The sequence below is a fragment of the Pseudomonas sp. BS3782 TE3695 genome, from assembly GCF_050435305.1.
Classification (GTDB): domain Bacteria; phylum Pseudomonadota; class Gammaproteobacteria; order Pseudomonadales; family Pseudomonadaceae; genus Aquipseudomonas.
In genome coordinates, this window is record NZ_JBNDKB010000001.1 from 6,319,025 (window position 1) to 6,341,481 (window position 22,457).

Annotated in this window: 16 protein-coding genes and 1 pseudogene; 4 read left to right on the forward strand and 13 right to left on the reverse strand. The window is 59.4% G+C overall.

The window, feature by feature from the left end:
* Positions 1-3: 3 nt before the first annotated feature.
* From ABH909_RS28645 to ABH909_RS28660, 4 genes are all read right to left on the reverse strand, one after another.
* The gene (locus ABH909_RS28645; protein WP_429439653.1) at positions 4-372 is read right to left on the reverse strand and encodes a glyoxalase superfamily protein; all 369 of its coding nucleotides are present in this window, start codon (positions 370-372) and stop codon (positions 4-6) included.
* Positions 373-580: 208 nt separating this feature from the next.
* Complete coding sequence (locus ABH909_RS28650; protein ID WP_429439655.1) at positions 581-2,026, reverse strand: SulP family inorganic anion transporter; 1,446 nt, start codon at positions 2,024-2,026, stop codon at positions 581-583.
* Between the two features lie 205 nt (positions 2,027-2,231).
* Entirely contained in the window at positions 2,232-3,143 is a 912-nt protein-coding gene (locus tag ABH909_RS28655) for a LysR substrate-binding domain-containing protein (protein ID WP_429439656.1), read from the reverse strand.
* Positions 3,144-3,366: 223 nt separating this feature from the next.
* A complete protein-coding gene (locus ABH909_RS28660) occupies positions 3,367-3,957 on the reverse strand; it encodes an NAD(P)H-dependent oxidoreductase (protein WP_429439658.1) in 591 nt (196 codons plus the stop codon).
* 162 nt (positions 3,958-4,119) lie between these two features.
* Here ABH909_RS28660 and ABH909_RS28665 point away from each other — a divergent pair, with 162 nt between their 5' ends.
* Positions 4,120-4,434, forward strand: coding sequence for a putative quinol monooxygenase (locus ABH909_RS28665; RefSeq protein ID WP_429439661.1), 315 nt, complete (start codon positions 4,120-4,122; stop codon positions 4,432-4,434).
* Here the strand turns inward: ABH909_RS28665 and ABH909_RS28670 are convergent.
* Entirely contained in the window at positions 4,424-5,188 is a 765-nt protein-coding gene (locus tag ABH909_RS28670; RefSeq protein ID WP_429439663.1) for a sulfite exporter TauE/SafE family protein, read from the reverse strand. The two genes, ABH909_RS28665 and ABH909_RS28670, sit on opposite strands and share 11 nt — an antisense overlap.
* Positions 5,189-5,423: 235 nt before the next feature.
* Between ABH909_RS28670 and ABH909_RS28675 the strand changes: the two genes are divergently transcribed.
* The gene (locus ABH909_RS28675) at positions 5,424-6,365 is read left to right on the forward strand and encodes a LysR substrate-binding domain-containing protein (protein ID WP_429439666.1); all 942 of its coding nucleotides are present in this window, start codon (positions 5,424-5,426) and stop codon (positions 6,363-6,365) included.
* 154 nt (positions 6,366-6,519) lie between these two features.
* Entirely contained in the window at positions 6,520-6,864 is a 345-nt protein-coding gene (locus ABH909_RS28680) for a cupin domain-containing protein (RefSeq protein WP_030128140.1), read from the forward strand.
* 230 nt (positions 6,865-7,094) lie between these two features.
* On the opposite strand, the gene mmsB is transcribed toward ABH909_RS28680, so the two are convergent.
* Positions 7,095-7,982 carry a 3-hydroxyisobutyrate dehydrogenase gene (gene mmsB, locus ABH909_RS28685; RefSeq protein ID WP_429439668.1) on the reverse strand — a complete coding sequence of 296 codons (888 nt, stop codon included), beginning with the start codon at positions 7,980-7,982 and terminating at the stop codon, positions 7,095-7,097.
* Between the two features lie 10 nt (positions 7,983-7,992).
* On the reverse strand, positions 7,993-9,510 hold the full coding sequence (locus tag ABH909_RS28690; RefSeq protein WP_429439670.1) for a CoA-acylating methylmalonate-semialdehyde dehydrogenase: 1,518 nt from the start codon (positions 9,508-9,510) through the stop codon (positions 7,993-7,995).
* Positions 9,511-9,671: 161 nt separating this feature from the next.
* Between ABH909_RS28690 and ABH909_RS28695 the strand changes: the two are divergent.
* Positions 9,672-10,620 (forward strand): annotated as a pseudogene (locus ABH909_RS28695) (LysR family transcriptional regulator).
* Here ABH909_RS28695 and ABH909_RS28700 read toward each other — a convergent pair.
* From ABH909_RS28700 to recC, 6 genes are all read right to left on the reverse strand, one after another.
* Positions 10,617-11,120, reverse strand: coding sequence for an OmpA family protein (locus ABH909_RS28700; RefSeq protein WP_429439673.1), 504 nt, complete (start codon positions 11,118-11,120; stop codon positions 10,617-10,619). The pseudogene ABH909_RS28695 and the gene ABH909_RS28700 overlap by 4 nt on opposite strands.
* A 5-nt stretch (positions 11,121-11,125) precedes the next feature.
* Positions 11,126-12,394 (reverse strand): diguanylate cyclase domain-containing protein, encoded by a 1,269-nt coding sequence (locus ABH909_RS28705; protein ID WP_429439676.1) that lies wholly within the window; start codon positions 12,392-12,394, stop codon positions 11,126-11,128.
* A complete protein-coding gene (locus tag ABH909_RS28710; RefSeq protein ID WP_429439678.1) occupies positions 12,391-12,966 on the reverse strand; it encodes a YfiR family protein in 576 nt (191 codons plus the stop codon). Before ABH909_RS28710 ends, ABH909_RS28705 begins: the two co-directional genes overlap by 4 nt.
* A gap of 115 nt (positions 12,967-13,081) precedes the next feature.
* Positions 13,082-15,190, reverse strand: a complete 2,109-nt coding sequence (gene recD, locus ABH909_RS28715) for an exodeoxyribonuclease V subunit alpha (protein ID WP_429439681.1) — start codon at positions 15,188-15,190, stop codon at positions 13,082-13,084.
* Positions 15,187-18,876, reverse strand: a complete 3,690-nt coding sequence (gene recB, locus ABH909_RS28720) for an exodeoxyribonuclease V subunit beta (protein ID WP_429439684.1) — start codon at positions 18,874-18,876, stop codon at positions 15,187-15,189. Before recB ends, recD begins: the two co-directional genes overlap by 4 nt.
* On the reverse strand, positions 18,873-22,325 hold the full coding sequence (gene recC, locus ABH909_RS28725; protein ID WP_429439687.1) for an exodeoxyribonuclease V subunit gamma: 3,453 nt from the start codon (positions 22,323-22,325) through the stop codon (positions 18,873-18,875). The genes recB and recC overlap by 4 nt, the downstream gene beginning before the upstream one ends.
* Positions 22,326-22,457 lie beyond the last annotated feature (132 nt).

Here is a 22,457-nt window from a genome sequence, read left to right on the forward strand (position 1 = left end):
CAATCAAACACTGATCGCATTGGTAAACACCAACCGATTCCCAAACGGATCACTGATGGTCATGTCCTGGCTCCCCCAGGGCATGGCCTGAATCTGTGGGCGAGCGAAAGCATACTCCTTGGCCAACAATTGCTGCTGGAACGCCTCCAGTTCATCGGTTTCAATGCGCAACGCCGAGCCCGGCGTGCTGTCACCGTGATGTTCGGACAGGTGCAGCACACATTCGCCATGGGAGATTTGCAGGTACAAAGGGAAGTTGGTTTCGAAGCGATGCTGCCAATCGATCTTGAAACCCAGGAAGTCGACGTAGAACTCCAATGCCTTGGTTTCGTCGAAAATCCGCAGGATCGGAGTGGTTTTGCCGAAGCTCATGGAGTTGCTCCCAGACTGAGAAGGCCCAGAGTGTAGCTGGGCTGGATGTCAGCGCTTCGGCTTGGGAACGGCTTTCTTTAATCGCAATGTGCCACTACGAGACATGGCTCAATGAAAGTTATTTTCGTGTAGAGATAGAGAATGTCGGAACTCTCATCCCCGACGCTGACCGTCCCACGCTCTGCGAGGGAACGATCACTGATCGATTTCAGTCATGATGTTCGCTGGCGCGTTTGAGCAGTTTCTTGCAGCGTTCGGACAAATGCAGCACACGCAGCTGCTTGCCAGCCTTGGCGTAGCGCTCGCGCAATGTCTTCAGCGCAGCGATGGCCGAGTAGTCGACAAAGCTCAGATGGCGACAATCAAGTGTCACCTGGGTCGGGTCATTGGCGGGATCGAACTGATTGAGGAATGGTGTAGTAGAGGCGAAAAACAGTGTGCCATGCAGCCGGTATAGTTTGCTGCCGTCGCTTTCCTGATAGCTGTCGGCATACAGTTCGCGAGCCTGTTGCCAGGCAAAGTTGAGCGCCGCAATGATGATCCCGCACAACACGGCGATGGCCAGATCGGTGAACACCGTAATCACCGTCACCGCGATGATCACCAGGACATCGTTCAGCGGCACCTTGTTCAGCACCCGCAACGAGGCCCAGGCAAAGGTCTGCTGCGACACCACGAACATCACTCCGACCAGTGCGGCCAGCGGGATACGCTCGATCAGCGGCGAAAGGAACAGCACGAACAGCAGAATCATTATCCCGGCCACTGCACCGGACAGCCGACCGCGACCGCCCGAGCTGAGGTTGATCATGGTTTGCCCGATCATGGCGCAGCCACCCATGCCTCCGAACGCGCCAGAAATCATGTTGGCAGCGCCCAATGACACGCACTCGCGATCCGGGTAGCCACGGCTCTCGGTGATCTCGTCGGTGAGGTTAAGGGTCAGCAGGGTTTCCAGCAGGCCGACCAGCGCCATCAATATCGCGTAAGGGGCGATGATGCGCAGCGTTTCCAGACCCCATGGGATGTCTGGCAGCGCGAAGCTCGGCAAACTGCCGGCAATGTGCGCCATGTCGCCCAAGGTGCGGGTCGGCAGGCCGAGCAGATAAACCGCCAGCCCAACGCCCAGAATCGCCACCAGCGCAGGCGGCACGGCGCGCGTCAGGCGCGGCATCAAATAAACGATGGCCATCGTCAGCGCCACCAGCCCGACCATCATGTACAGCGGCGCACCACTCAACCAGCCGTCACCGCTCTTGAAGTGCTCCAACTGGGCCAGGGCAATGACAATCGCCAGGCCGTTGACGAAGCCGAGCATTACCGGGTGCGGCACCATGCGCACCAGTTTGCCCAGCCTCAACAAACCGAACGCCAGCATGATCAAACCGCCCAGCAGCACCGTCGCCAGCAAGTACTGCACGCCGTGCTGCACCACCAGCGCGACGATCACCACAGCCATCGATCCGGCGGCACCGGACACCATCCCCGGCCGCCCGCCAAACAGCGCCGTCAGGGTGCAGATGATGAAAGCGCCGTACAGCCCCATCAATGGATTGAGGTGGGCTACCAGCGCAAAGGCGATGCATTCGGGCATCAGTGCGAAAGAGGTCGTGAGTCCGGCCAGGACATCGGCGCGCAGACGTTTGGGTTTCATGGTTTACCTAAAAAGACAGGCGGGAGAAGAGAGGGCGGATATTACGGAATTGAGGGCGGGCCGGCCAGTGAATGGGGCGCCGGAAACGCTTTCGCGAGCAAGCCCGCTCCCACATGAGCCCTGTGTCGCTCCCATTATCGTGAATTGACGCAAGTCCACTGTGGGAGCGGGCTTGCTTGCGAAAAACGATGACGCGGTCTACGAATCAGCCCTTGAAATCCGCAATCGCATAAGCCGCCAATTTGCCCTGGATGAAGTCCAGGAAGCACTGAATTCGCAGGGCAAGTTGCGAGTTGCGGTAATACACCGCATTGATCGGTTGGCGATATCCGCTGTTGAACTCAGCCAGCAATACCTGCAAACGACCGGCGCGGATGTCGTCGATGGTCATGAAGTGCGACAAGCAGGCGATGCCCTGCCCTGCCAGCGCCAGGTGTCGGATCGTCTCGCCGCTGGACGCATTGATCGACGCCTGGATCGGCCAGCGATCACCGTGGACATAGCGCAACGGCCATTGGTTGAGGCCTTCGTTGTGGGTAAACCCAAGCAGCGTATGTTCGGCCAGGTCGGTAACGTCGGCCGGTACGCCGTGTTGTTCCAGATACGCCGGGCTGGCGACAATGTGCAGCGGGCTGCAACCCAGTGAGCGGGCGTGCAGGGTCGAATCGGCCAGCGTGCCAATGCGGATGGCGATATCGGTACTTTGTTCGAGCAGGTCGATGATCAGGTCATTGCTGTTGAGTTCGAGCTCGATGTCCGGGTAGAGACGGCGGAACTCATCGATGTACGGCACGATGGCATGCAGCATGAACGGCGAGGCAGCATTGATTCGCAAACGCCCGGAGGGGGTTTGCTGGCGTGAGGACAGGCGCTCTTCGAGTTGGTCCATCTGATCGAGAATCAGCTTGGCCTGCTCGAAAAAATACTTGCCCTCCTCGGTCAGGTCCATGCGCCGCGTGGTGCGGTTGATCAACGTGGTGTCGAGCTTGGCCTCCAGTCGCGACAGCGTGCGGCTGACCGCCGAGGGCGTTTGCCCCACCTGTTCGGCAGCCGCTGAAATCGACCCGCACTCAATCACGCAGACGAAAATCTGCAACTCATCGGATCTGGCTTTCACGTGTGTCCCTTATCGATAGTCCTGCGCGGTTCTACTGTGGCGAGAGGCTTGCCTGTGGCGAGGGAGCTTGCTCCCGCTGGTGCGCGAAGCGGACCCAAAACCAGCACATGCGGTGGTTCCGCAAACCGCGTCGGCTGACTTTACGACGGCTTCGCCGCCGAGCGGGAGCAAGCTCCCTCGCCACAGATTCAGTCCCGCTTCAGATATCGATAGTAGCCGAGCGTTATGCCTTAAGACCAAACACCTCGCTCAAATGCTGCTCATAACGCGCTACATCGGCTTCGATGTTCGGGCGTTTCATCACATCGACGCACAGGAAGGTCGGCAAACCGGTCATGCCGAGGAAGGTGTTGGCCTTGTGGAACGGGAAGTACACCGCATCCACACCTTTGGCTTCGAAGAAGTCGGTCGGATCGTCGAAGGCTTGTTGCGGCGCGTTCCAGGTCAGTGACAGCATGTATTTTTTACCGTGCAACAAACCGCCGCTGCCGTACTTCTGCGAGGCGTCGGAGCGCGTGCGGCCATCGCTGGCGTAAAGGCTGCCGTGGCCTTCGGTGAAGACTTCATCGACGTACTTCTTGACGGTCCAGGGCGCGCCCATCCACCAGCCGGGCATCTGATAAATGATCACATCGGCCCAGAGGAATTTGGCGACTTCCTCCGCGACGTCGTAGCCCTCGTCGATGAACGTGGCTTTTACATCCACACCACCACGATCCAGCACGCTCAGCGCCGCTTCGTCCAGGGTCTTGTTGTAGCGACCATCGGAGTGAGCGAACTTTTTGCCGCCATTGAGCAACAGGACTTTTTTCATGGGAAAAATCTCGCAAGGTTGAAATTCGATGGCGGCAGAGTAGCGATCGACCTCGCGTGGAATAAGCCCTTATCCAGCAAAATTCATTTGACCAATACGCACGAATCGACAGGGGATTGTTGCCGTAAACTTGCGCCGATTCTAACTTCCCAGGAGATCCTGATGAGCGAACTGCAAGGCTTCATCCTGCACGCCAAGACCCGCCCGGAAAAAGCCGAGGCCTTTGAAGCGTTGTTCCGTGCTTATGTCGAACCGAGTCGCGCCGAACCCGGTTGCATCGAGTACCACATGCTACGCGACAAACAGGACCCGACTCTGTTTATCTTCTACGAGATCTGGCAATCCCAGGCTCATCTGGATACGCACTCGAACCTGCCGCACATGAAGCAATTCCTCGACATGCGCATGGAGTATCTGGAACGGGATTTTGATATCCGGCCGATCGAGATGCTCAGCACTTCATCCGCTAGCCGCTGATCAGCAAGTGGCCACCGAGCAGGCCGAGGCCGATGAAGAACGCGCGCTTGAACAACACGGCGCTGATCCGCTGGCGCAGCCATTGCCCCAACAGCATGCCGAGCACCGCCGGAATCAGCGCCAGCAGCGATGCACTCAACTCGCCACCGCCGAGGGCACCGCGCCATAACAGCCCGGCGGCCAACGCGAGGGTCGAGACGGTGAACGACAGGCCCAGCGCCTGCACCAGTTCATCCTTGCTCAAGCCCAACGCTTGCAAATAAGGCACCGCCGGAATCACGAAGACGCCGGTGGCCGAAGTGATGATGCCCGTCAGCACACCACACAGCGGCCCGAGCCAACACTCGCTACGACTGCCGACACGCAAGGTCGGCAGGAACAACCCGCTCAAGGCGTATATCAACAACGCCGCCCCCAACCCCCGTACGACCCAATGCCCACCGGCCATGCCGATCCACACCGTACCGACGCCCGTGCCGATGAAAATCGCCAGCAGCATCAGCCACAACCGGTTCAGCAGCCCGCGCAAATGACCGCCAAAGGCCAGTTGCCAGACGTTGGTCAGCGTCGCGGGAATAATCAGCAACGCCGCAGCCTGCGACGGCGCCATAGCCAGACCGAGCAAGCCCATGGCAATGGTCGGCAGGCCGAGGCCGATTACACCTTTGATCATCCCGGCCAGCAGGAAGGTGGCGATAACCAATAAGGACAGGGCCAAACCCAGATGTTGATAAAACGCGGCGAGTGTATTCATGGGGCTATGCTGAGCCCTGAAGGTTGCCTTGAAAATCTGCCATATACTGAGGCTGCCTCTTGCTGATCAAGAGGCAGAAGACTTCGCTGGTGCTGCTGGCGCTTTCGCGAGCAAGCCCGCTCCCACAGGGATCGAATGCGGACACAAGAAGTCGGAACACCCGAGATCCATTGTGGGAGCGGGCTTGCTCGCGAAAGCATCCGCCCAGACAACAAACCTCCTGAGGCTGTGACAAATGCACTTCGACCTCACCGACCTGCGCCTCTACCTGAACATCTGCGACACCGGCAACATCACCGCCGGTGCCGCTCGCAGTCATTTGTCGCTTGCCGCTGCGAGTGCGCGAATCCGTGCCATGGAAGCTTCACTGGGCATCGAGTTTCTTGAGCGAGGTCGCCGCGGTGTCAGTCCGACACCCGCCGGCAAGGCCCTGGCGCAGCACGCCCGAGTCCTTTTGCAACAGACCGAGCGCATGCAGCAGGACCTGGTCGAGTACGCCAAAGGGGTCAAAGGCCAGGTGCGGTTGCTGTGCAACACCACGGCAATCACCGAGTACCTGCCTGAGTTGCTGGCAGACTTTCTGCGCAACCATCCGAACCTCGACATCGACCTGCAAGAGCTGCCCAGCGCGCGCATTACCCACGCCTTGCGCCAAGGTGCAGCGGACTTGGGCATTGTGTCCGACGCCGTGGATACCGATGGCCTTCAGACCCGCTATTTCCGTGACGACCCCCTGGTACTGATCCTGCCCTGCGATCACCCCTTGGCCGACACCGAATCATTAAGCTTCAGCGCCACCTTGCACCACGATTACGTCGGCCTGAACGCCAACAGCGCCTTGGCCGTGTACCTGGAAGAACAAGCCCTGCACAACGGTTTACGGATGCAGATCCGCATCCGCGCCGATGGCTTCGATGGAGTGATGCGCATGGTCGCCCGAGGAGCCGGGCTGGCGATCGTGCCTTTGGCGGCAGTCGAACGCTGGCCGACTGAAACACCGTTCAAAAGCATCGGACTGAAAGAGCCATGGGCCCGCCGCAAACTGTTGCTGTGCGCCCGGGACTTCGCCGTGCTGCCCGGTTATGCCCAGGCTTTGCTGAATGCCTTGACTCTCCCTGAGGGGCAGACTTTACCGACCGGCAGCGGCCAAGAAATTATTGATCGTGCATTGTTGTAAAACCTTCACATAGGCACGGCAATGGTGCAAAACAGCTTTGCACAGTCTCTTGTTCTCAGCGTTTACAGGTAACTGAATGTCGACCCCAGACATCCCGGTGGCCCCTTCTCGGCATAGGCTGGTCATTCAATCCTGCCGCTAGCCTGGAGCTGACATGTCTGCACCTATCACCGTCCTACGCGATACCCACCCATTGCCCGTGCTCGACGCCTGCAAATGGGAAAAACTCGAAGGCGACCCGCACACCGTCAACCTCAACGCCTACACCAGCGAAGACGGTAGCAAGATCATGGGCACCTGGATCTGCACGCCAGGCAAGTGGTACGTGGAATACGTGAAGTGGGAATACTGCCATTTCCAGGAAGGCTACTGCATCATCACTCCGGAAGGCATGGCGCCGATTCACCTGCGTGCCGGTGATATTTTCGTCATCGAGCCAGGGATGAAGGGCACATGGGAAGTGGTTGAGACCGTGCGTAAGTATTTCGTGTTTGCCTGATGCAAAAAACCGAGAGACCACCCGACGTGGTCTCTCGGCAAAAAAAACTGATAGGAATCCGCATCCCTTGTGGCGAGGGAGCTTGCTCCCGCTGGTCGCGAAGCGAACCCAACAAGCTGATGCGGTGTTTCAGATACACCGCATGCTCAGGACTTACGACTGCTCCGCAGCCGGACGGGAGCAAGCTCCCTCGCCACAGCAAGCCTCCCATCACCATCCCTAAAAAATCCTTATTGGGGCTTGCGATAGCTGTTAATGATCGCCGAGAAGTCCTTCCCCCCTTCCCCACGCTGACTCATCGCCTGATACAACTGCTGCGCCACCGCGCCGAGGATCACCGGTTGATGCGCCTGACGTGCCGCCTCGGTGGCCAGTCCCAGATCCTTGAGCATCAGCTCGGCACCGAAACCGCCGGTGTAACCGCGCGAGGCTGGCGCTGTTTCGACGATGCCCGGCCATGGGTTATACATCTCCGAACTCCAGCACCGCCCGGTGGAACTGTTGATGATCCCAGCGAGCACTGTCGTGTCGATCCCCAATGCATCACCCAAGGCCATGGCTTCGCTGACGCCGACCATGGAAATCCCCAGCAGCAAGTTGTTGCAGATCTTGGCAATTTGCCCGGTGCCGACTTCGCCGCAATGGACGATGTTGCGGCCCATCTGCGCCAGCACCGGTTGCAGGGTTGCGAACAGCTCAGGCGTGGCGCCGACCATGAAGGTCAGCGTCCCGGCCGCGGCACCGCCGGTACCGCCAGAGACAGGGGCATCGGCCATGGCCACGCCTTGTTTGGCAGCCACTGCGGCAACATCACGCGCCGTCTGCGGATCAATGGTGCTGCAATCCACTGCCGGAACGCCCTTGGCGATCCCTGCCAGCACGCCATCCTCACCCAGCCAGACACTGCGCACATGCACAGCGGCTGGCAGCATGGTGATCACCAGCTCTGCATCTTGAGCGGCTTCACGCGCCGAAGCGCTGATGCTGCCGCCCAATTGCTCCAACTCTGCCAGCACAGCTTTGTTCAGATCGACCAGGCGCAGTGAATGGCCGGCCTTGATCAGGTTGCGCGCCATCGGCGCCCCCATGTTGCCGAGACCGATAAAAGCGATTTTCATGTCCGGCTCCTTAACGCAAGTGGATGGTGGTGTTCACACCGTCGTTGACGCTGTCGTCGTCGAACCAGCGCGCAGTGACGGTCTTGGTTTGAGTGTAGAACTGCACCACTTGCTTGCCATAAGGACCGAGATCGCCGAGCTTCGAACCACGGGAGCCGGTGAAGCTGAAGAACGGCACCGGCACCGGAATCGGGATGTTGATGCCGACCTGGCCGACGTCGATTTCCGTCTGGAATTTACGCGCCGCCGCACCGCTCTGGGTGAACAAACCCGTGCCGTTGCCGAACGGGTTGGCGTTGACCAGTGCGATGGCTTGATCGAGGGTATCGACTTCCAATACCACCAGCACCGGGCCGAAGATTTCCTGGGTGTAGATCTGCATCTCGGGAGTGACACCAGAGAACAGGGTCGGGCCGACAAAGTTACCCTCCTCGTAGCCCGGAACGCTGATGTCGCGACCGTCCAGTTCGAGCTTGGCGCCTTCCTTGATACCGCTTTCGATCAGATCAAGAATCCGCGCCTTGGCTCGCTTGGAAATCACTGGGCCAACATCAGTGCCCGGCTCGCTGCCGGCATTGACCTTGAGTTTCTGCGCCAGCGCTTTCAGGTCTGGCAGCCATTGCCTGGCCGCGCCCACCAGCACCACCACCGAGGTGGCCATGCAGCGTTGCCCCGCCGCACCGAAACCGGCACCGACCAACGCATTGAGGGCTTGCTCGCGATTGGCATCAGGCAGTACAACGGCATGGTTCTTGGCGCCCATCATCGATTGCACGCGCTTGCCATGTTTGCCCGCCAGGTCATAGACATGCGTGCCAACCGCGGTCGAACCGACGAACGAAACAGCCTTGATGTCCTTGTGGGTGCACAACGCATCCACCACATCCTTGCCGCCATGAACGACGTTGAGCACACCCGGCGGAATGCCGGCTTCGATGGCCAGTTCCACCAACAGCATGGTCGACATCGGGTCCTGTTCGGACGGCTTGAGCACGAAGGTGTTGCCGCAAGCGATGGCCATCGGGAACATCCACAGCGGAATCATCGCCGGGAAGTTGAACGGAGTAATGCCGGCACAGACGCCGATCGGCTGACGCAAGGTGTAGGTGTCGACACCGCCAGCGACGTTCTCGGCGAACTCGCCCATCTGCAGGCTGCCAATGGAGCAAGCGTGTTCGACCACTTCCAGGCCGCGGAAGATATCGCCTTCAGCATCGGCAATGGTTTTGCCCTGCTCATTGCTCAGCACCACGGCAATGCGTTTGGAATGTTCACGAATCAGCGCCTGAAGCTTGAGCATGATGCGCATCCGCGTGCCGATCGGCGTCAGCTTCCAGGTCTGGAAGGCGCGATGGGCGGCGCTGATGGCGGCATCGACTTCAGCGGCAGTGGCGAAGGGGACTTTGGCCAGCACTTGTTGGGTCGCCGGGTTGACGATGTCGTGCCATTCGGTGGTCTGGGATTCGACCCACTCGCCATCGATCAACAACTTAACCTTTTGCACGGTGGTTTCTAGCGATGCGTTCATATTGGTCTCCGGACGTTGTTCTTATTTAGAGAGCGATCTTTGGAGCCAAGGCGAGAAAGTCGCCTTGCGATGAAGCGTGTGTCGCGACTTGGTTATCGGACTGTTTTTGGAGTATAGATGTGCAAACTTCTAATAAGAACGCACATAAAAGCCGGTCCATCATGCAAAAAAACATCACGTCTTTAGGCTCGTTGAACTGGGATGACCTCAAGTTTTTCCTCGAGGTTGCCCGCACTCGCAAGGCCAGTACCGCAGCCAAGCGCCTGGCGGTGGATTACACCACCGTGTCGCGACGCATCAGTTCGCTGGAAACCTCGCTGGGCACGTTACTGTTCGAAAAGTCCCGGACCAGCGGTTTCGTCCTGACTGCCGAAGGCCAGCGGCTGCTGGGTTACGCCGAGTCGATCGAAAGCACTCTGCACATGGCCTGCGAGCAGGTTTCGGGCTCCGGCGTGGCGTTGTCGCGGGCATGTGCGCATGGGCTGCACCGAAGGGTTCGGCAGCTTTTTCATCACGCCGCAGCTGAGTCACTTCGTCGACGCCTACCCGGCGATCTCGGTGGACATCCTGCCGCTGCCGCACTTCATCAGCCTGTCCAAGCGCGAAGCAGACATCGTCATCGCACTGGAACGACCGGAACATGGCCCGTATGTCTGCTGCAAACTCTGCGATTACAAATTGCAGCTGTATGCGACTCAGGATTATCTGGACAAGCACCCACCGATCCGCCGCCCGGCAGACTTGGGCAAGCATCAATTCATCAGTTATGTGGACGATCTGGCGTTCAGCTCGGAGCTGCTGTATCTGGCGAATGTGTTGCCTGGTGCCAGTGCCAATCTGCGCAGCACCAGCGTGATTGCGCAGTTCGTAGCCGCTCAGCAAGGACGGTCACTGGCGATTCTGCCGTGCTTCCTGGCAGCTCAGGATCCGCGATTGCTGCCGGTATTGCCGCAAGAGATCACCATTACCCGGCAGTTCTGGATGTACTGCCGCGAAGACCTGCGCAAGCTCAAGCGGATCACCTTGTTGTGGGATTACATCCGCGGGGTTACCGAGCAGAACCAAGCGCTGTTGATGGGGGAAAGTCGGGAGATGTTGTTCGCCGATTAATCCGCGCTCACCACGATCGATACGCGACGGTTCTCAGTGCGTCCGTCCGCGGTATCGTTGGTGGCGACGGGCTTACTGCTGCCCAGGCCACGCAGTTGGATGTTTTCTTCTTTTAAGCCGACTGCGGCCAACACCTTCCCGACGCTTTTCGCCCGTCGCAGGGAAAGCTGTTCGTTATAGGACTCTTTGCCCGAAGCATCGGTGTGGCCGTCGACCCTCACCCGTTGGATTTCCACACTCAACAACGCCTTGCCAATGCGCTCGACGATCTCGGTACTGGCAGGATTGAGGCTTTCGACGTCACTGCTGAACAGCACCTTGTCCGAAAGACCATAGGCCCAGCCATCATCCGTCATTTCGAAACCTTGCTGCTTGAGCACAGCGATCTGCGCCGGGGTCAGGCCCTTTTGCGGTGCTGTCTGGCAACCGGTCAAGGCCAGCAAGCCCAGGAACAGAGTGATCGTGAAAAGTCGTAGCGAACGCTGATCGAAGGTGAACACAGAAATTAGCTCCTGGTTTGAACATGGGCGACAGGGAGCTCCGCCCCTGCCGTTTGCTGCGCGCCTCGGGAAAGGCGTTTGGCCTGGTACATCGCGGCGTCGGCAGCGTCGAGCAACTCGCCAGGTGTGACCCCATGATCGGGGTACACCGCGATGCCGATACTGAGTGAAGTCAGCACTTGGGTAGTGCCCGGCAAGGGGATTGGCGCTTCCATGCTGGCAATGATTTGGTCAGCAATCCGTTCGGCGTCTTCGGTCTTATGCAGCGGTGACAGCAGGACTGCAAACTCGTCGCCGCCCAGACGCGCAACCAGGTCCTCTTCACGCAGTTGTGCACGAACCCGGGTTGCCACGGCGATCAGCACCGCATCGCCGGCGGCGTGGCCAAAATTGTCATTGATATCCTTGAACCGGTCACTGTCGAGAAACAGCACGGCCACTCGCTCATCCAATTTGCCGGCATTGCGCAAGGCACGCATCAAGCGGCCTTCGAAAAACGCTCGATTCGGCAGTCCGGTCAGGCTGTCATGACTGGCCTGATGGGCCAGGGTTTCATTTTCGCTTTGCAGGTGGGTCTGCCAGGATTCGAGTTCATCGAGCAAGGCATTGAAGTCATTGCCCAGGTTGTCGAGTTCTGCGATGTCGGCGGGTGGCACGCGTTGGTCGAAAGCTCGCTCGCTGCGGGCAGCGTGAGCCACAGTAGCCAGGCTGCGCAACGGACCGATGATCCCGCGCAATTGCCGACGCGCCAGATAGAGCGCCACCCAGGTACTGACAGCGGTACACAAAACAATCCCCATCAGACCACTGAGCAAAAAGCGCATCAGGCTGCCACCGTGGCCGGTGAGCAAGATGCTGCCGACTTCCTGACCTTGATGGACGATCGGCACGCTGATGGGTTTTTCCAGAATCGCCCGGGCGATCTGCATTTCAAGATCGGAGAGCAACCCCGTTTCCGGTCGTTGCCACCGTGCGAGCAACCCGCCTTGCTTATCCATCACCTGTGCATCGGCCACTTCTTCGGTCGATGCGATCAACGCCAGCGCTTCGGTGGCGGCGACCTTATCGTTGAACACTACCGCTGCTTCTACGGTGTAGTTGATCGAACGGGCGATCAGATGCAGGTTGTGATCGGCGTAAACCCGCAAGGCCAGAACACCTAGCAGGGTCAACGAAACGCTGGCCATGGCCACGCCCACCAGGGCGACGATCAAATGTCCACGGCCGATAACCGCCCCCAGGGTCGGACGCATGCGGGATTTGAATAGACTCATGGTGCCGCCGGCTTGCGGCGCGACAGTTGCAGCACGCTGGGATGAATGCGCACACCGCTGCGGGCGACCGAGTCGAGGTTGACCTCGAAGGACACTTGTTCATCGCCGACCCGCAGGCAGAACAGACTGCCGACGGTACACTGATGGCCGTCTTCACTGATGCTCACCACCGGGCGTCCTGTCAGCGAGGCGAATAATCGACTGCGTTCGTCCCGGGTCAGCTTGCCGATGTACACCGCGTCGCATTCGCCGGCAATGGCCGGGTTGTCGGCCAAAAGCCGTCGCACGGTGACAGGCCGGCCAGTGGCCTGTGTGGTGCCCTTGACCAGATCGTCGGTGTACTCGGTAGGACCGACCACGCATAGACGCAACCGTTGAGGCTCAACAGGCCACCGGGCATAACTGAGGATCCCGAGCACTACCTGAGTGACCGCCCTGGCACGTTGGTCGACCTTGCTCACGTCGGTGTCAGACTGAGCGAAGGCAACGTCCGTCAACAAACAGAGAAGGCCGGCAAGCAGCACTTGCTTGCAGCCAACAACGCGCTCTGTCGTCCTGACAGCCACCTTCATGCAGGGATTCTCTTCGATCTAAACGAATGATGCCGCAACGATAGCACAGCACCGAAACACCAGCGAGACCACGCACCACGGCACTTCGGACAGATTCCTTCGTCTGCTCCTCTTTTCAGTGACCCGGCTCGAACCCCTCTTCCAGCTCCAGCATCAATCCGCTCAAGCGCTTGACCTTGCGTCGCACGGCCTCTTCGAAGACGCCGGCACGAGGTTCAATCAGGGTAAACCAGTGTTTGGCCCGGGTTATGCCGGTATAGATCAGTTCCTTGGTGAGCACAGGGTTCAGGGCATCCGGCAGAATCAGCGCCGTATGGGCAAATTCAGAGCCTTGGGATTTGTGCACGGTCATGGCGTACACGGTATCGACATCGTTCAGCCGACTTGGCAGGACAAAGCGCACACCGCCCTGACCATCATTGCGCGGGAAGGCCACACGCAACACTTGCCGCCCCGCGTCGGGGCCCTCACGCTCCGGCAGCTTGAGGGCAATACCAATATCGCCATTCATCAAGCCCAGGCCATAGTCGTTGCGGGTCATCAGCACGGGCCGACCTTCGTACCATTGGTGATCGCTGTCGATCAGCCGAGCCTTGAGCAGCGCGTCGGTCACTCGCTGATTCAAGCCTTCCACACCCCAAGGCCCTTTGCGTACCGCGCACAACAGCTGGAAGGCATCGAAAGCTTGCAGCACCACACGAGCCCAATCGGTCCAGCGTGGATCGTCGAGCGGGCAGTCGAGCGGCGGCCGCTGGCTACGCAAAAGATTCAGGTAATGACGATAACCTTGTGGTCCTTGGCCATGGCCTTCGAGCAACAACCGCTCCAGCGCTCGGTCCTGCTCACCCTTGAGAGGCAAGGAAAATACATCGTCATGGCTTCCAGCCGCCAGTAACTTGCGGGCTTCCTCGGGTTGCTGCCGGTTGACCCAACGGGCCAACCGGCCAATGCCGCTGCCCTCGCCGAAGCGCCTTGAGTGACGCAGCATCACCACTTGCTGAGCCAGGGGATGCGCTCCGTTGATGTCTTCGTGCAAATCGCTGGCACCAAGGTCTTCCCCGCTGACTGACTCCAGCCACTGGCGTGTTTGCGGGCTGTACCAACCGGCTTCAGCATCGCGGCACAGATCCCCCAGGACGGCACCGGCCTCTACCGACGCCAGTTGATCCTTGTCACCGAGCAGTACCAGACGGGCATGGGCCGGCAATGCATCCAGCAGATTGGCCATCATTTCCAGATCGATCATCGAGGCTTCGTCCACCACTAATACATCCAGCGGCAAGCGATTGCCGGCGTGGTGCCGGAAATGCCGGGTGCCGGGACGACTGCCGAGCAAACGGTGCACGGTGGTCACATCCGACGGGATTTTCTGCCGCACTGCTTCAGCAACTTCCAGGGTTTGAACCTGTTGGCTGATGGACTCGGTCAATCGTGCGGCAGCTTTGCCAGTGGGTGCCGCGAGACGAATGCGTAGCGGTTTTCCGCCCTCCACCGCTGGCGCCTGAAGCAAAGCAAGCAAACGCACGACCGTAGTGGTTTTGCCGGTCCCCGGGCCGCCAGTGACGATGCTGAATGCGCTACGAGCAGCCAGGGCGCAAGCGAGCTTCTGCCAGTCGATCACTTCATCAGGCCGGGCTGGACCGAACAGCCCCGTCAGGCGTTGGGGCAAATCATTCGGTGTTGTTTCCTGTGCCGCCAATCGCTGACGCAGGGCGTTGTCGATGCGTCGTTCGTAAGCCCAGTAACGGCGCAGGTACAGGCGTTTACCCGATAATACCAACGGCCGGTGCTGCGCGGCCTCACGCCCGTCCACGGCCAGAGCTACCAGACGGCTAGACGCCAGCATCTTGCACCAATGAGCCCCCTCCAGCGCCTCAAGCAACTGCGACGGCAGCAACATCGCGCCACTTTGCAGATCACCTTCCGGCGGCAGGGACAGAGCGAAGTCCGGCTCTTTCAGCGTTTCGAACAGATCCAGGCAAACATGGCCATGACCCAACTGGTGACTGGTCAACGCAGCAGCCAGCAGTACCAGCGGATCATCGTCGGGGGCGAGTTCGTGCAGAAAGGCGACGAAGGCCTTGTCCAGCGCCCGTAGCCAACCGCGTTCGACCCAGCGCGTGAGCAGCAGCAATAAGTCATCTGCGCGACTCAGCGGGGCCAGGTCCGCCAGACTTTCGGCCGCTAACGGCGTGGGCAGCAAATCGGCGAAGGTGCGCGTCATAGCAGTACTCCCTGTTCCCAGGCGGGTTCGGCCTTGGGCTCTGGCTTGCCCTGGAACAACCGGTCCAGACGCTCGATCAGCTCCCGTGGCGGACGGGTAAAATAAACGCCCTGGCTGTTGGCGCGAGTACCGCGAAGGAACAGGTACAACGCCCCGCCGACATGCCGGTCGTAATCGTAATCGACCAGCCGCGCCTTGAGCTGGCGATGCAAGGCGAGCAGGTACAACACATATTGCAGGTCGTAACGATTATCCAGAATCGACTGCTCCATGGCCTGTTCGGTATAGGCCGCGTCATCGACGCCTAGCCAGTTGGATTTGTAGTCGGCGACGTAATAACGACCGTCGTGCTCGAACGTCAGGTCGATGAAGCCTTTGAACATACCATTGAGCAGCACCGGTTCGGCAGCCACCCTGGCCACGCCGTTGTGGGTGTATTGGCGCACCAGTTCATCGAGTTTGAGCACATCAACTTTGTGACTGGCGAACCAGAACTCCATTTCGACCCGGTACTGGGTCAGTTGCCCGAACACCACCGGTGCCTGCCCGCCGCCAATGTGCAGCGGGGATTTGAGCAAGTGCTGTAGCCAGTCACTCAACGTCGTGATCCAGCCTTCCCAGCCACGGCGATTACAGCGGCGGGCGATGGCGTCTTCCATAGCTTGTGGTGCAGCGGCAAAACCTTCGTCACCGGCCCACTCGAGCAATCCGTGGAGAAAAGTGCCGGGGTTCGGCCCGCGAGGGAATCGATGGATATCAGCGCCGCCAGCAATCACTTCTCGCGGCGCTTGCGGATCGAGACGTTCGTCGTCAAAAAGCTTTTGTGCTTGCGGGCTCTCCGGCGCTTCGTCACTACCCACGCTCAGACTGTCGCCAATGCGCAAGGCGCTGTAGGAGGCGATCCACCAGTTTTCGCTGGCCTTGCGTTTGGGTATCAGCGGTGCAAGCAAGGTCGCTTCATTGCGCGGCGGATGGTAATGCTCGGCGCTCGCTTCAGGCATTTCACCGTAGTTCAGCGCCGGGCAGTTCTGCTGCAAATCTTCCAGCCAACGCCGCAACCCTGCCGACTCGGCCAATGGCGCACCACCGCCCAACAGGTAACCCAACGCTGAAAGGTGCAGCGTCGAGCCATTGTTATTGCCTCGCTTGAGGTCAGTCACACCGAGCCAGCAGGCATGTTGTGCCCGGGTCAGGGCGACATAGAGCAGGCGAAGATCCTCGGCCAAGCGTTCATCATCGGCTTGGACGATCAACTCCGGCGTCGGCTTCAAGCTCACTTGAGCGTTGCCCATCGCGTCGTGGTAATACAACGGCAAACGGCTGCCATCCACCGGTTTTGCCGAGCAGACGAATGGCAGAAACACCAACGGATACTCAAGCCCTTTGGATTTGTGAATGGTCACGACCTTGACCAGTTGCTCGTCGCTTTCCAGGCGCAGGATCTGTTCTTCGCCAGCCTGACCGGACAATGCCAGATGCTCGGACAAGTGACGGATCAGCGCTTGCTCGCCATCAAGCTCGGCGGCGGCCTGCTGTAGCAGCTCGGACAGGTGCAGCAAGTTGGTCAACACCCTCTCGCCATCGTTGCGCGCGATCAACGCCTGGGGCAGTTGGAAGTCGTGCAGCAAACGTCGCAGCATTGGCAGCACACCCTGTTTGCGCCAGAGCTCACGATAACCGCGGAACTGCATGACCCGCGCTTCCCACGCCAGTTCGTCCTGATTCAGCCGCTCCAGCTCAGCCAGCGAAAGGTTCAGTGTGATGCAGGCCAGCGCGGCACGGAGGGGACGCTCGACATCCGGTTCGGCACACGCCTTGAGCCAGGTCAGCAGGTCATGGGCCTCCTGCGCGGCGAACACGGAGTCCTTGTCTGACAGGTAAACACTGCGCACGCCGCGAGCCGAAAGTTCGCCACGCACGGCCTGGGCCTCTTTGCCGTCGCGCACCAGAATTGCGATATCCGATGGCAGTAGACCTTTGAAGTCCTTACCGTCCTGGATGAAGCCAGCACAGCCTTGCTGACCGCCATTGAGCAGCGCGGTGATTTCACTGGCGCAGGCGGCGGCCAATTGTTGCCGATACACCGCGCCAGACAGTGGCTGATCGGCGGACAGGTGCCAGATGTTCAGGGCAGGTACAACCTGACCATCAATTTGCAGGACTTCTTTGCGCCCCTGGGATTCGACGGGCAGGAACGGTACCGGGTTCTCTCCATTTTTCTCACGAAACAGGAATGCTCCACGCCCCTGCTCACGAGATTCGGCGCGCTCGAACACATGGTTTACCGCACTGACCATGCCATGACTGGAACGGAAGTTGGTGCCCAGGGTATGCAGGCGGCCAGTGGTGGCCTGGCGGGCACGCAGATAGGTATAGATGTCGGCCCCGCGGAAGGCATAGATAGCCTGCTTCGGGTCACCGATCAGAAACAGACCGGTTTCGGGATTGTTGTCTTCGATGCGATAAATGCTCTCGAAGATTCGATACTGGACCGGGTCGGTGTCCTGGAATTCGTCAATCAATGCAACCGGGAACTGCTCGCGGATCAGGGTTGCCAGGCGCCCACCGCCGTCGGACTGCAAAGCCGCATCGAGGCGCAGGAGCATGTCATCGAAGCCCATTTCCGCGCGACGACGCTTCTCTTCCTCGAACCGTGCACCGACCCAGCGAGCGGCGTGTTGCAGCACGGCGGCATCGGGGGTCGGCAATCCATCGAGACTGCTCTTGAGACCGGGCATTGCATCGAGACCGGGATGACGGGGAGCTTCACCCTTCCAGGCTTCAGCCATGCCATCGGGGGTCAGGCGAGTGAAGCCGGTGCCAATGTCCAGTTGCTCAAGAGACTCATCTTCGGCCCAAGCCCGGAGCTTTTCGAACCAGGGTTCGAAGTAGCGCGGCTGCATCTTGCGGCCATCGACGCTCTTGCTTGCGACACCCTGGTGACAGATGGCAAGCAACTCATCCGCCCATTGGCGCCAGGGCATCTTGAGTTCAAGCAAAGCAGCCCGTCGCTCCTGCAGGCACTCGGCAATCAACTCGGCAGGCTCTTTACCTACAACGCTGTCGCGCTCGCTGGCGAACAACCCTCGCACTCGCGGCAACAACGCCGCCGGGCCGCCCCAATTGCCGCGAACCCAGTTCAGCGCATCGCCTTGCATTGGATAACAGAACAGTCGCCAGTAGTCGCGCAAGACTTCGCCGAGCAAATCGCTGTGATCGGTTTCCAGGGTCTGGGTGAACAGGCTTCCACTGTCGAACGCATGTTCGCGCAACATGCGCTGGCACCAACTGTGGATGGTCGAAACGGCTGCTTCGTCCATCCACTGGGCGGCGATGTCCAGGCGGTTTGCACACCCGGACCACTGTTCGGGGAGGTACTGGTCGCGCAACTCAGCAATGAGGCCATCCGGTGCCGGTGTCTCCTCGCGGAAAAACCGTGCTGCTTCAGCCAGTCGGGTACGAATACGTTCGCGCAGCTCTTTGGTCGCGGCATCGGTGAAGGTCACCACCAGGATTTGCGGCGGCAGCAATTCACGGCCAAAACCGCTCGATTCATCGCCGTGGCCAAGGACCAGACGCAAGTACAGCGCAGAAATGGTGAAGGTCTTGCCCGTCCCGGCGCTGGCCTCAATCAGCTGGCTGCCACGTAGCGGGAATGCCAGGGCCAGCGGTGTTTTCGTGGTCATGAGCGCGCCTCCTCGCTGGTCGATGAACGCCAGGAGGCCTCAAACAGTGGCCGATACAAAGCGTTGCACCAATCGGGGAAGGTCTCGTCGGCAATCAGTGCATCGTAATCGGCGTATTGCCGAGTGAGCGCCGGGCTTTCACGGCGCTCGCCGTCAGTGGTCTGGCCGTCGCCTTCATAGGCCTTGCGGGCAGCGGCGCCAGCTTTGCTCGGGTCGGTTTGAGCGAGCCAGGCGAAGGCTGTTTTTACTGCAATCGGCAGCGGCTGGCGCATGCCCGTTTGCCAGGCCAACAACAGATCGCCCAGAGCCCGGGATGCTGCAACCTCCTCCATCGGACCGAGCAGCAAACTGTCGTCGCTGGCCACCAACGCCGTTGTCATCGGCATGCCGCTGGCACAGGCAACCAGGTGATTGACCCAAGGTCGCGTCAGGCGATGCCATTTGCGGGCCTTGATCGAACCGATGCTGTTGGGAATCGTAGTCACCGACAACAACCCGCCATCTGCGCGCTGATGCAGGCCACTGAGCCAGCCCTCCAGACGCAATCCTTGTAGTTCCAGACTCACCGGCAACGCGCTGGTGAGCGGGGTTGGCCATAACGCCAGAAGTTGCTGATAGCGCAGCAGCAGATCCGGCAGCGGCACGATCAATTCTCGCTGAAGACATTCGCCAAAACCGGCCATGGGCAAGAGCCCGCTGTTTTGCAGGCGTTTTGCCTGCGCCTCCAGCACCTGATCAGTTTGGTCCAGTTGCCCCAGTGCCGCTTCAAGCAAGCTATCGCTGAGGCTATAGCGTTGCAGCGCGTCGAGTACAAATGGCTCTTCATCAGCCAAAGGTACTTCAGCAGCCTCGAAGAACACTTTGAGCCGCTGCCTGAAGAAATGTCGTACAGGGTTGCGCAGAAAATCCTGCAGCTGACCCAAGCTCAGCGGCTCGTCCTGGACGTAGGGTTCAAGCACTTCGATATCAGTGGCCAGATCACTGGCTTGATGTAGAACCTGCCACTCGCTGGCGTAGCTGAACAGATCATCGCCTTCATGAAAGTAGCGAGCGCTGAACGGTTGCAGCGGGTGTTCCTGAGTCATGGACTCAAGCAGGTCATCATTATCATCGTGCAGTCGCCAGCCGCTGCCGAGATGATCACGCAACTGCCCTATCAACACCGAAGCAGGGCGCTCGCTGTTGTCCCGAATACTGCGGCCGACCCAGCTGATATAGAGTTGGTCGCGTGCCGACAACAATGCTTCCAGCAACAGATAGCGATCATCTTCCCGTCGGGAGCGATCACCGGGGCGGTAGTCACTGCCCATCAGGTCGAAATCCAGCAGCGGTTGCGCGCGAGGGTAATCGCCGTCATTCATGCCAAGCAGGCAGACCAGTTTGAAGGGGATCGCTCGCATGGGCATCAAGGTGCAGAAGTTAACGGCCCCGGCAAGGAAGCGCTGAGACAGGCGACCTTGGTCGAGACCCGCCAGCCAGGCTTCACGGACTACGGTCAACGGTAATTCGTCGTGCAAACCTACGGACTCGCAGGTCTCAAGCCAGGTCTCACGCAGCTCTTCGAGTTGGGCCAACAAATAGTCGTCATGCTCGTTGCTGGCCAGGAAGAATAACTGCATCAACGCTTGTAACCGCGAGCCCCATTGTTTGGGCGCTGCGGGTTGAGTGAGTTCCAGATGAGCAACTTCCAACGCATCCAACAATGCCACCAAAGGACCTATGAGCGCGGCATCCAGACCACCAATTTCGTCGTAGGGTTCGATCCCCTCGCAGGCATTGGCGCTGCCCACGGCATAACCCAGCAACATCCGTCGCAGACCGAAACGCCAGCTGTTTTGCTCCAGTTCCTCAGGCAGCCCCAGGCCCGCGCGCTGCTCGGCGTTCATCCCCCAGCGAATGCCTGCGCCTTCGATCCAGCGATGCAAGGTCGGCAGATCTCGTTCCTCTACGCCAAATCGAGCGCGTAATGCCGGAACGTCCAGCAGATCGAGAATTTCGCTGACGGGGAAGCGGCTATCGGGCAACTTGAGCAGATGTTCGACCGCGATCAATAGCGGGTCACGACCACGCTGGCCTTGATCCGCGAGCGTGAAGGGAATGAAGCGTGGGTCGTGGCGATCGAGCTGACCAAAGACAGCACGGATGTGAGGGGCATAACTGTCGATGTCCGGAACCATCACGATAACGTCGCGAGGTCTCAGGTCTGGATCCGCACTGAATCGGGCGAGCAACTGATCGTGAAGTATTTCCACTTCGCGCTGAGCGCTATGGGCGATGTGAAAACGGATCGATTCGTCCTTATTCAGATCGACAGCAGCCCAACGCTCGCGAGTCTCGTTCAGGGGACGCAATTCCAGGATGTCGTCCTGTAACTGATTGAGCATATTCTGCGGTTGGCTTTCGCTGAAAAGGTCGATACGACCGTCGCGAAATGCCGAGCGATAGCTATTGGGATCGTCGTAGCTGTCGAGCAGATTAATGTAGTCCCGCCCCTGCTTGCCCCACGCTGCCAGTAGCGGATGGGCATGCTGATGGAGCGTTTGCGCGTTGAGCACAACCGGCATGCCGCTCTTGCGAGCCTGGCGCTTGTATTGATGTCGCAACAGATCTTTATCGGCGACGATGTCCGCCCAATGGTGACGACATGGATTGTGTACGCACAGCAAGACCTGGCTGAATCGAGCAAGCCCGGCAAGCGCTTCCAGGGCCTGAGCAGGCAGTGAAGAAATCCCGAAAACGATCACCCGCGAAGGCAATCCACTCGGTGCTATGTGGAGGCTATTGATCCGTTCGATAAAGCGTTGGTGGACGCCGGCGCGGCTTTGCGCCATGCCTTGTTCACCGACATCCAGCAACAGCGCACGCCACAGCTCTGCCTGCCAGCAGTTGGCCGGGGTCAGGGCTTTGGCTTCGCCTCTACCATTTCGTAGCTGATGACGACCTTCTGCCCAGTCTTCGAGCCAATCGGCGCGGTAGACCTGATATTGGTCGAACAGATCCGCCAGACGCTCCGCCAGTTGATAGCGTTTACGTAAGTCGGTGTCATGGGTAAGAAAGCGTTGCAGGGGTTCGAAGTGCGGTTGGTTGATCAACTGCGGTAGCAGGCGCATCAGACGCCAGGTCAGCGGAGCTTTATCGAGCAGGGATTTGACCGGGATTTCATCGCGTCCCAACACCATGCGATAGAGCTGCCACATGAAGCTGCCCGGTAGTTGCACATCGATGGCTGCCGCGATTCCGCAGCCGCCCGTGTCGTCATCTTCAGGGTCTTCGGCCAATGCCAGCTTCAGCCATTGAGCGATGCCGTTGCTCTGTACCAGGGCGATTTCATTTTCCAAGGGAGCCAGCGGGTAACGCCGCATCCAGCTGACCACCAGGCTGCGTAACTCATCCAGGCGGTTGCCGTGAACCACCATAAAACCAGCACTGAGGGACGTAGCGTCCGGCATAAAGGCTTCCTTGGAAAAATACAAAAGCTAGGGCCGAACCTTAGCACTGTCATCAGACTGTGACAGCCAGGAGCAGTCCGATAATGCTGTACGAACTTTCCTGCGGACAAAACAAAACCCCTACCTGCATCT

Coding starts and splice junctions, on each gene's coding strand:
- ABH909_RS28680 (WP_030128140.1), top strand. CDS start 6,520: ATGTCTGCACCTATCACCGTCCTACGCGATACCCACCCATTGCCCGTG.
- ABH909_RS28670 (WP_429439663.1), bottom strand. CDS start 5,188: ATGAATACACTCGCCGCGTTTTATCAACATCTGGGTTTGGCCCTGTCC.
- mmsB (WP_429439668.1), bottom strand. CDS start 7,982: ATGAAAATCGCTTTTATCGGTCTCGGCAACATGGGGGCGCCGATGGCG.
- ABH909_RS28710 (WP_429439678.1), bottom strand. CDS start 12,966: ATGAAGGTGGCTGTCAGGACGACAGAGCGCGTTGTTGGCTGCAAGCAA.
- ABH909_RS28660 (WP_429439658.1), bottom strand. CDS start 3,957: ATGAAAAAAGTCCTGTTGCTCAATGGCGGCAAAAAGTTCGCTCACTCC.
- recB (WP_429439684.1), bottom strand. CDS start 18,876: ATGACCACGAAAACACCGCTGGCCCTGGCATTCCCGCTACGTGGCAGC.
- ABH909_RS28690 (WP_429439670.1), bottom strand. CDS start 9,510: ATGAACGCATCGCTAGAAACCACCGTGCAAAAGGTTAAGTTGTTGATC.
- recC (WP_429439687.1), bottom strand. CDS start 22,325: ATGCCGGACGCTACGTCCCTCAGTGCTGGTTTTATGGTGGTTCACGGC.
- recD (WP_429439681.1), bottom strand. CDS start 15,190: ATGACGCGCACCTTCGCCGATTTGCTGCCCACGCCGTTAGCGGCCGAA.
- ABH909_RS28665 (WP_429439661.1), top strand. CDS start 4,120: ATGAGCGAACTGCAAGGCTTCATCCTGCACGCCAAGACCCGCCCGGAA.
- ABH909_RS28650 (WP_429439655.1), bottom strand. CDS start 2,026: ATGAAACCCAAACGTCTGCGCGCCGATGTCCTGGCCGGACTCACGACC.
- ABH909_RS28705 (WP_429439676.1), bottom strand. CDS start 12,394: ATGAGTCTATTCAAATCCCGCATGCGTCCGACCCTGGGGGCGGTTATC.
- ABH909_RS28675 (WP_429439666.1), top strand. CDS start 5,424: ATGCACTTCGACCTCACCGACCTGCGCCTCTACCTGAACATCTGCGAC.
- ABH909_RS28645 (WP_429439653.1), bottom strand. CDS start 372: ATGAGCTTCGGCAAAACCACTCCGATCCTGCGGATTTTCGACGAAACC.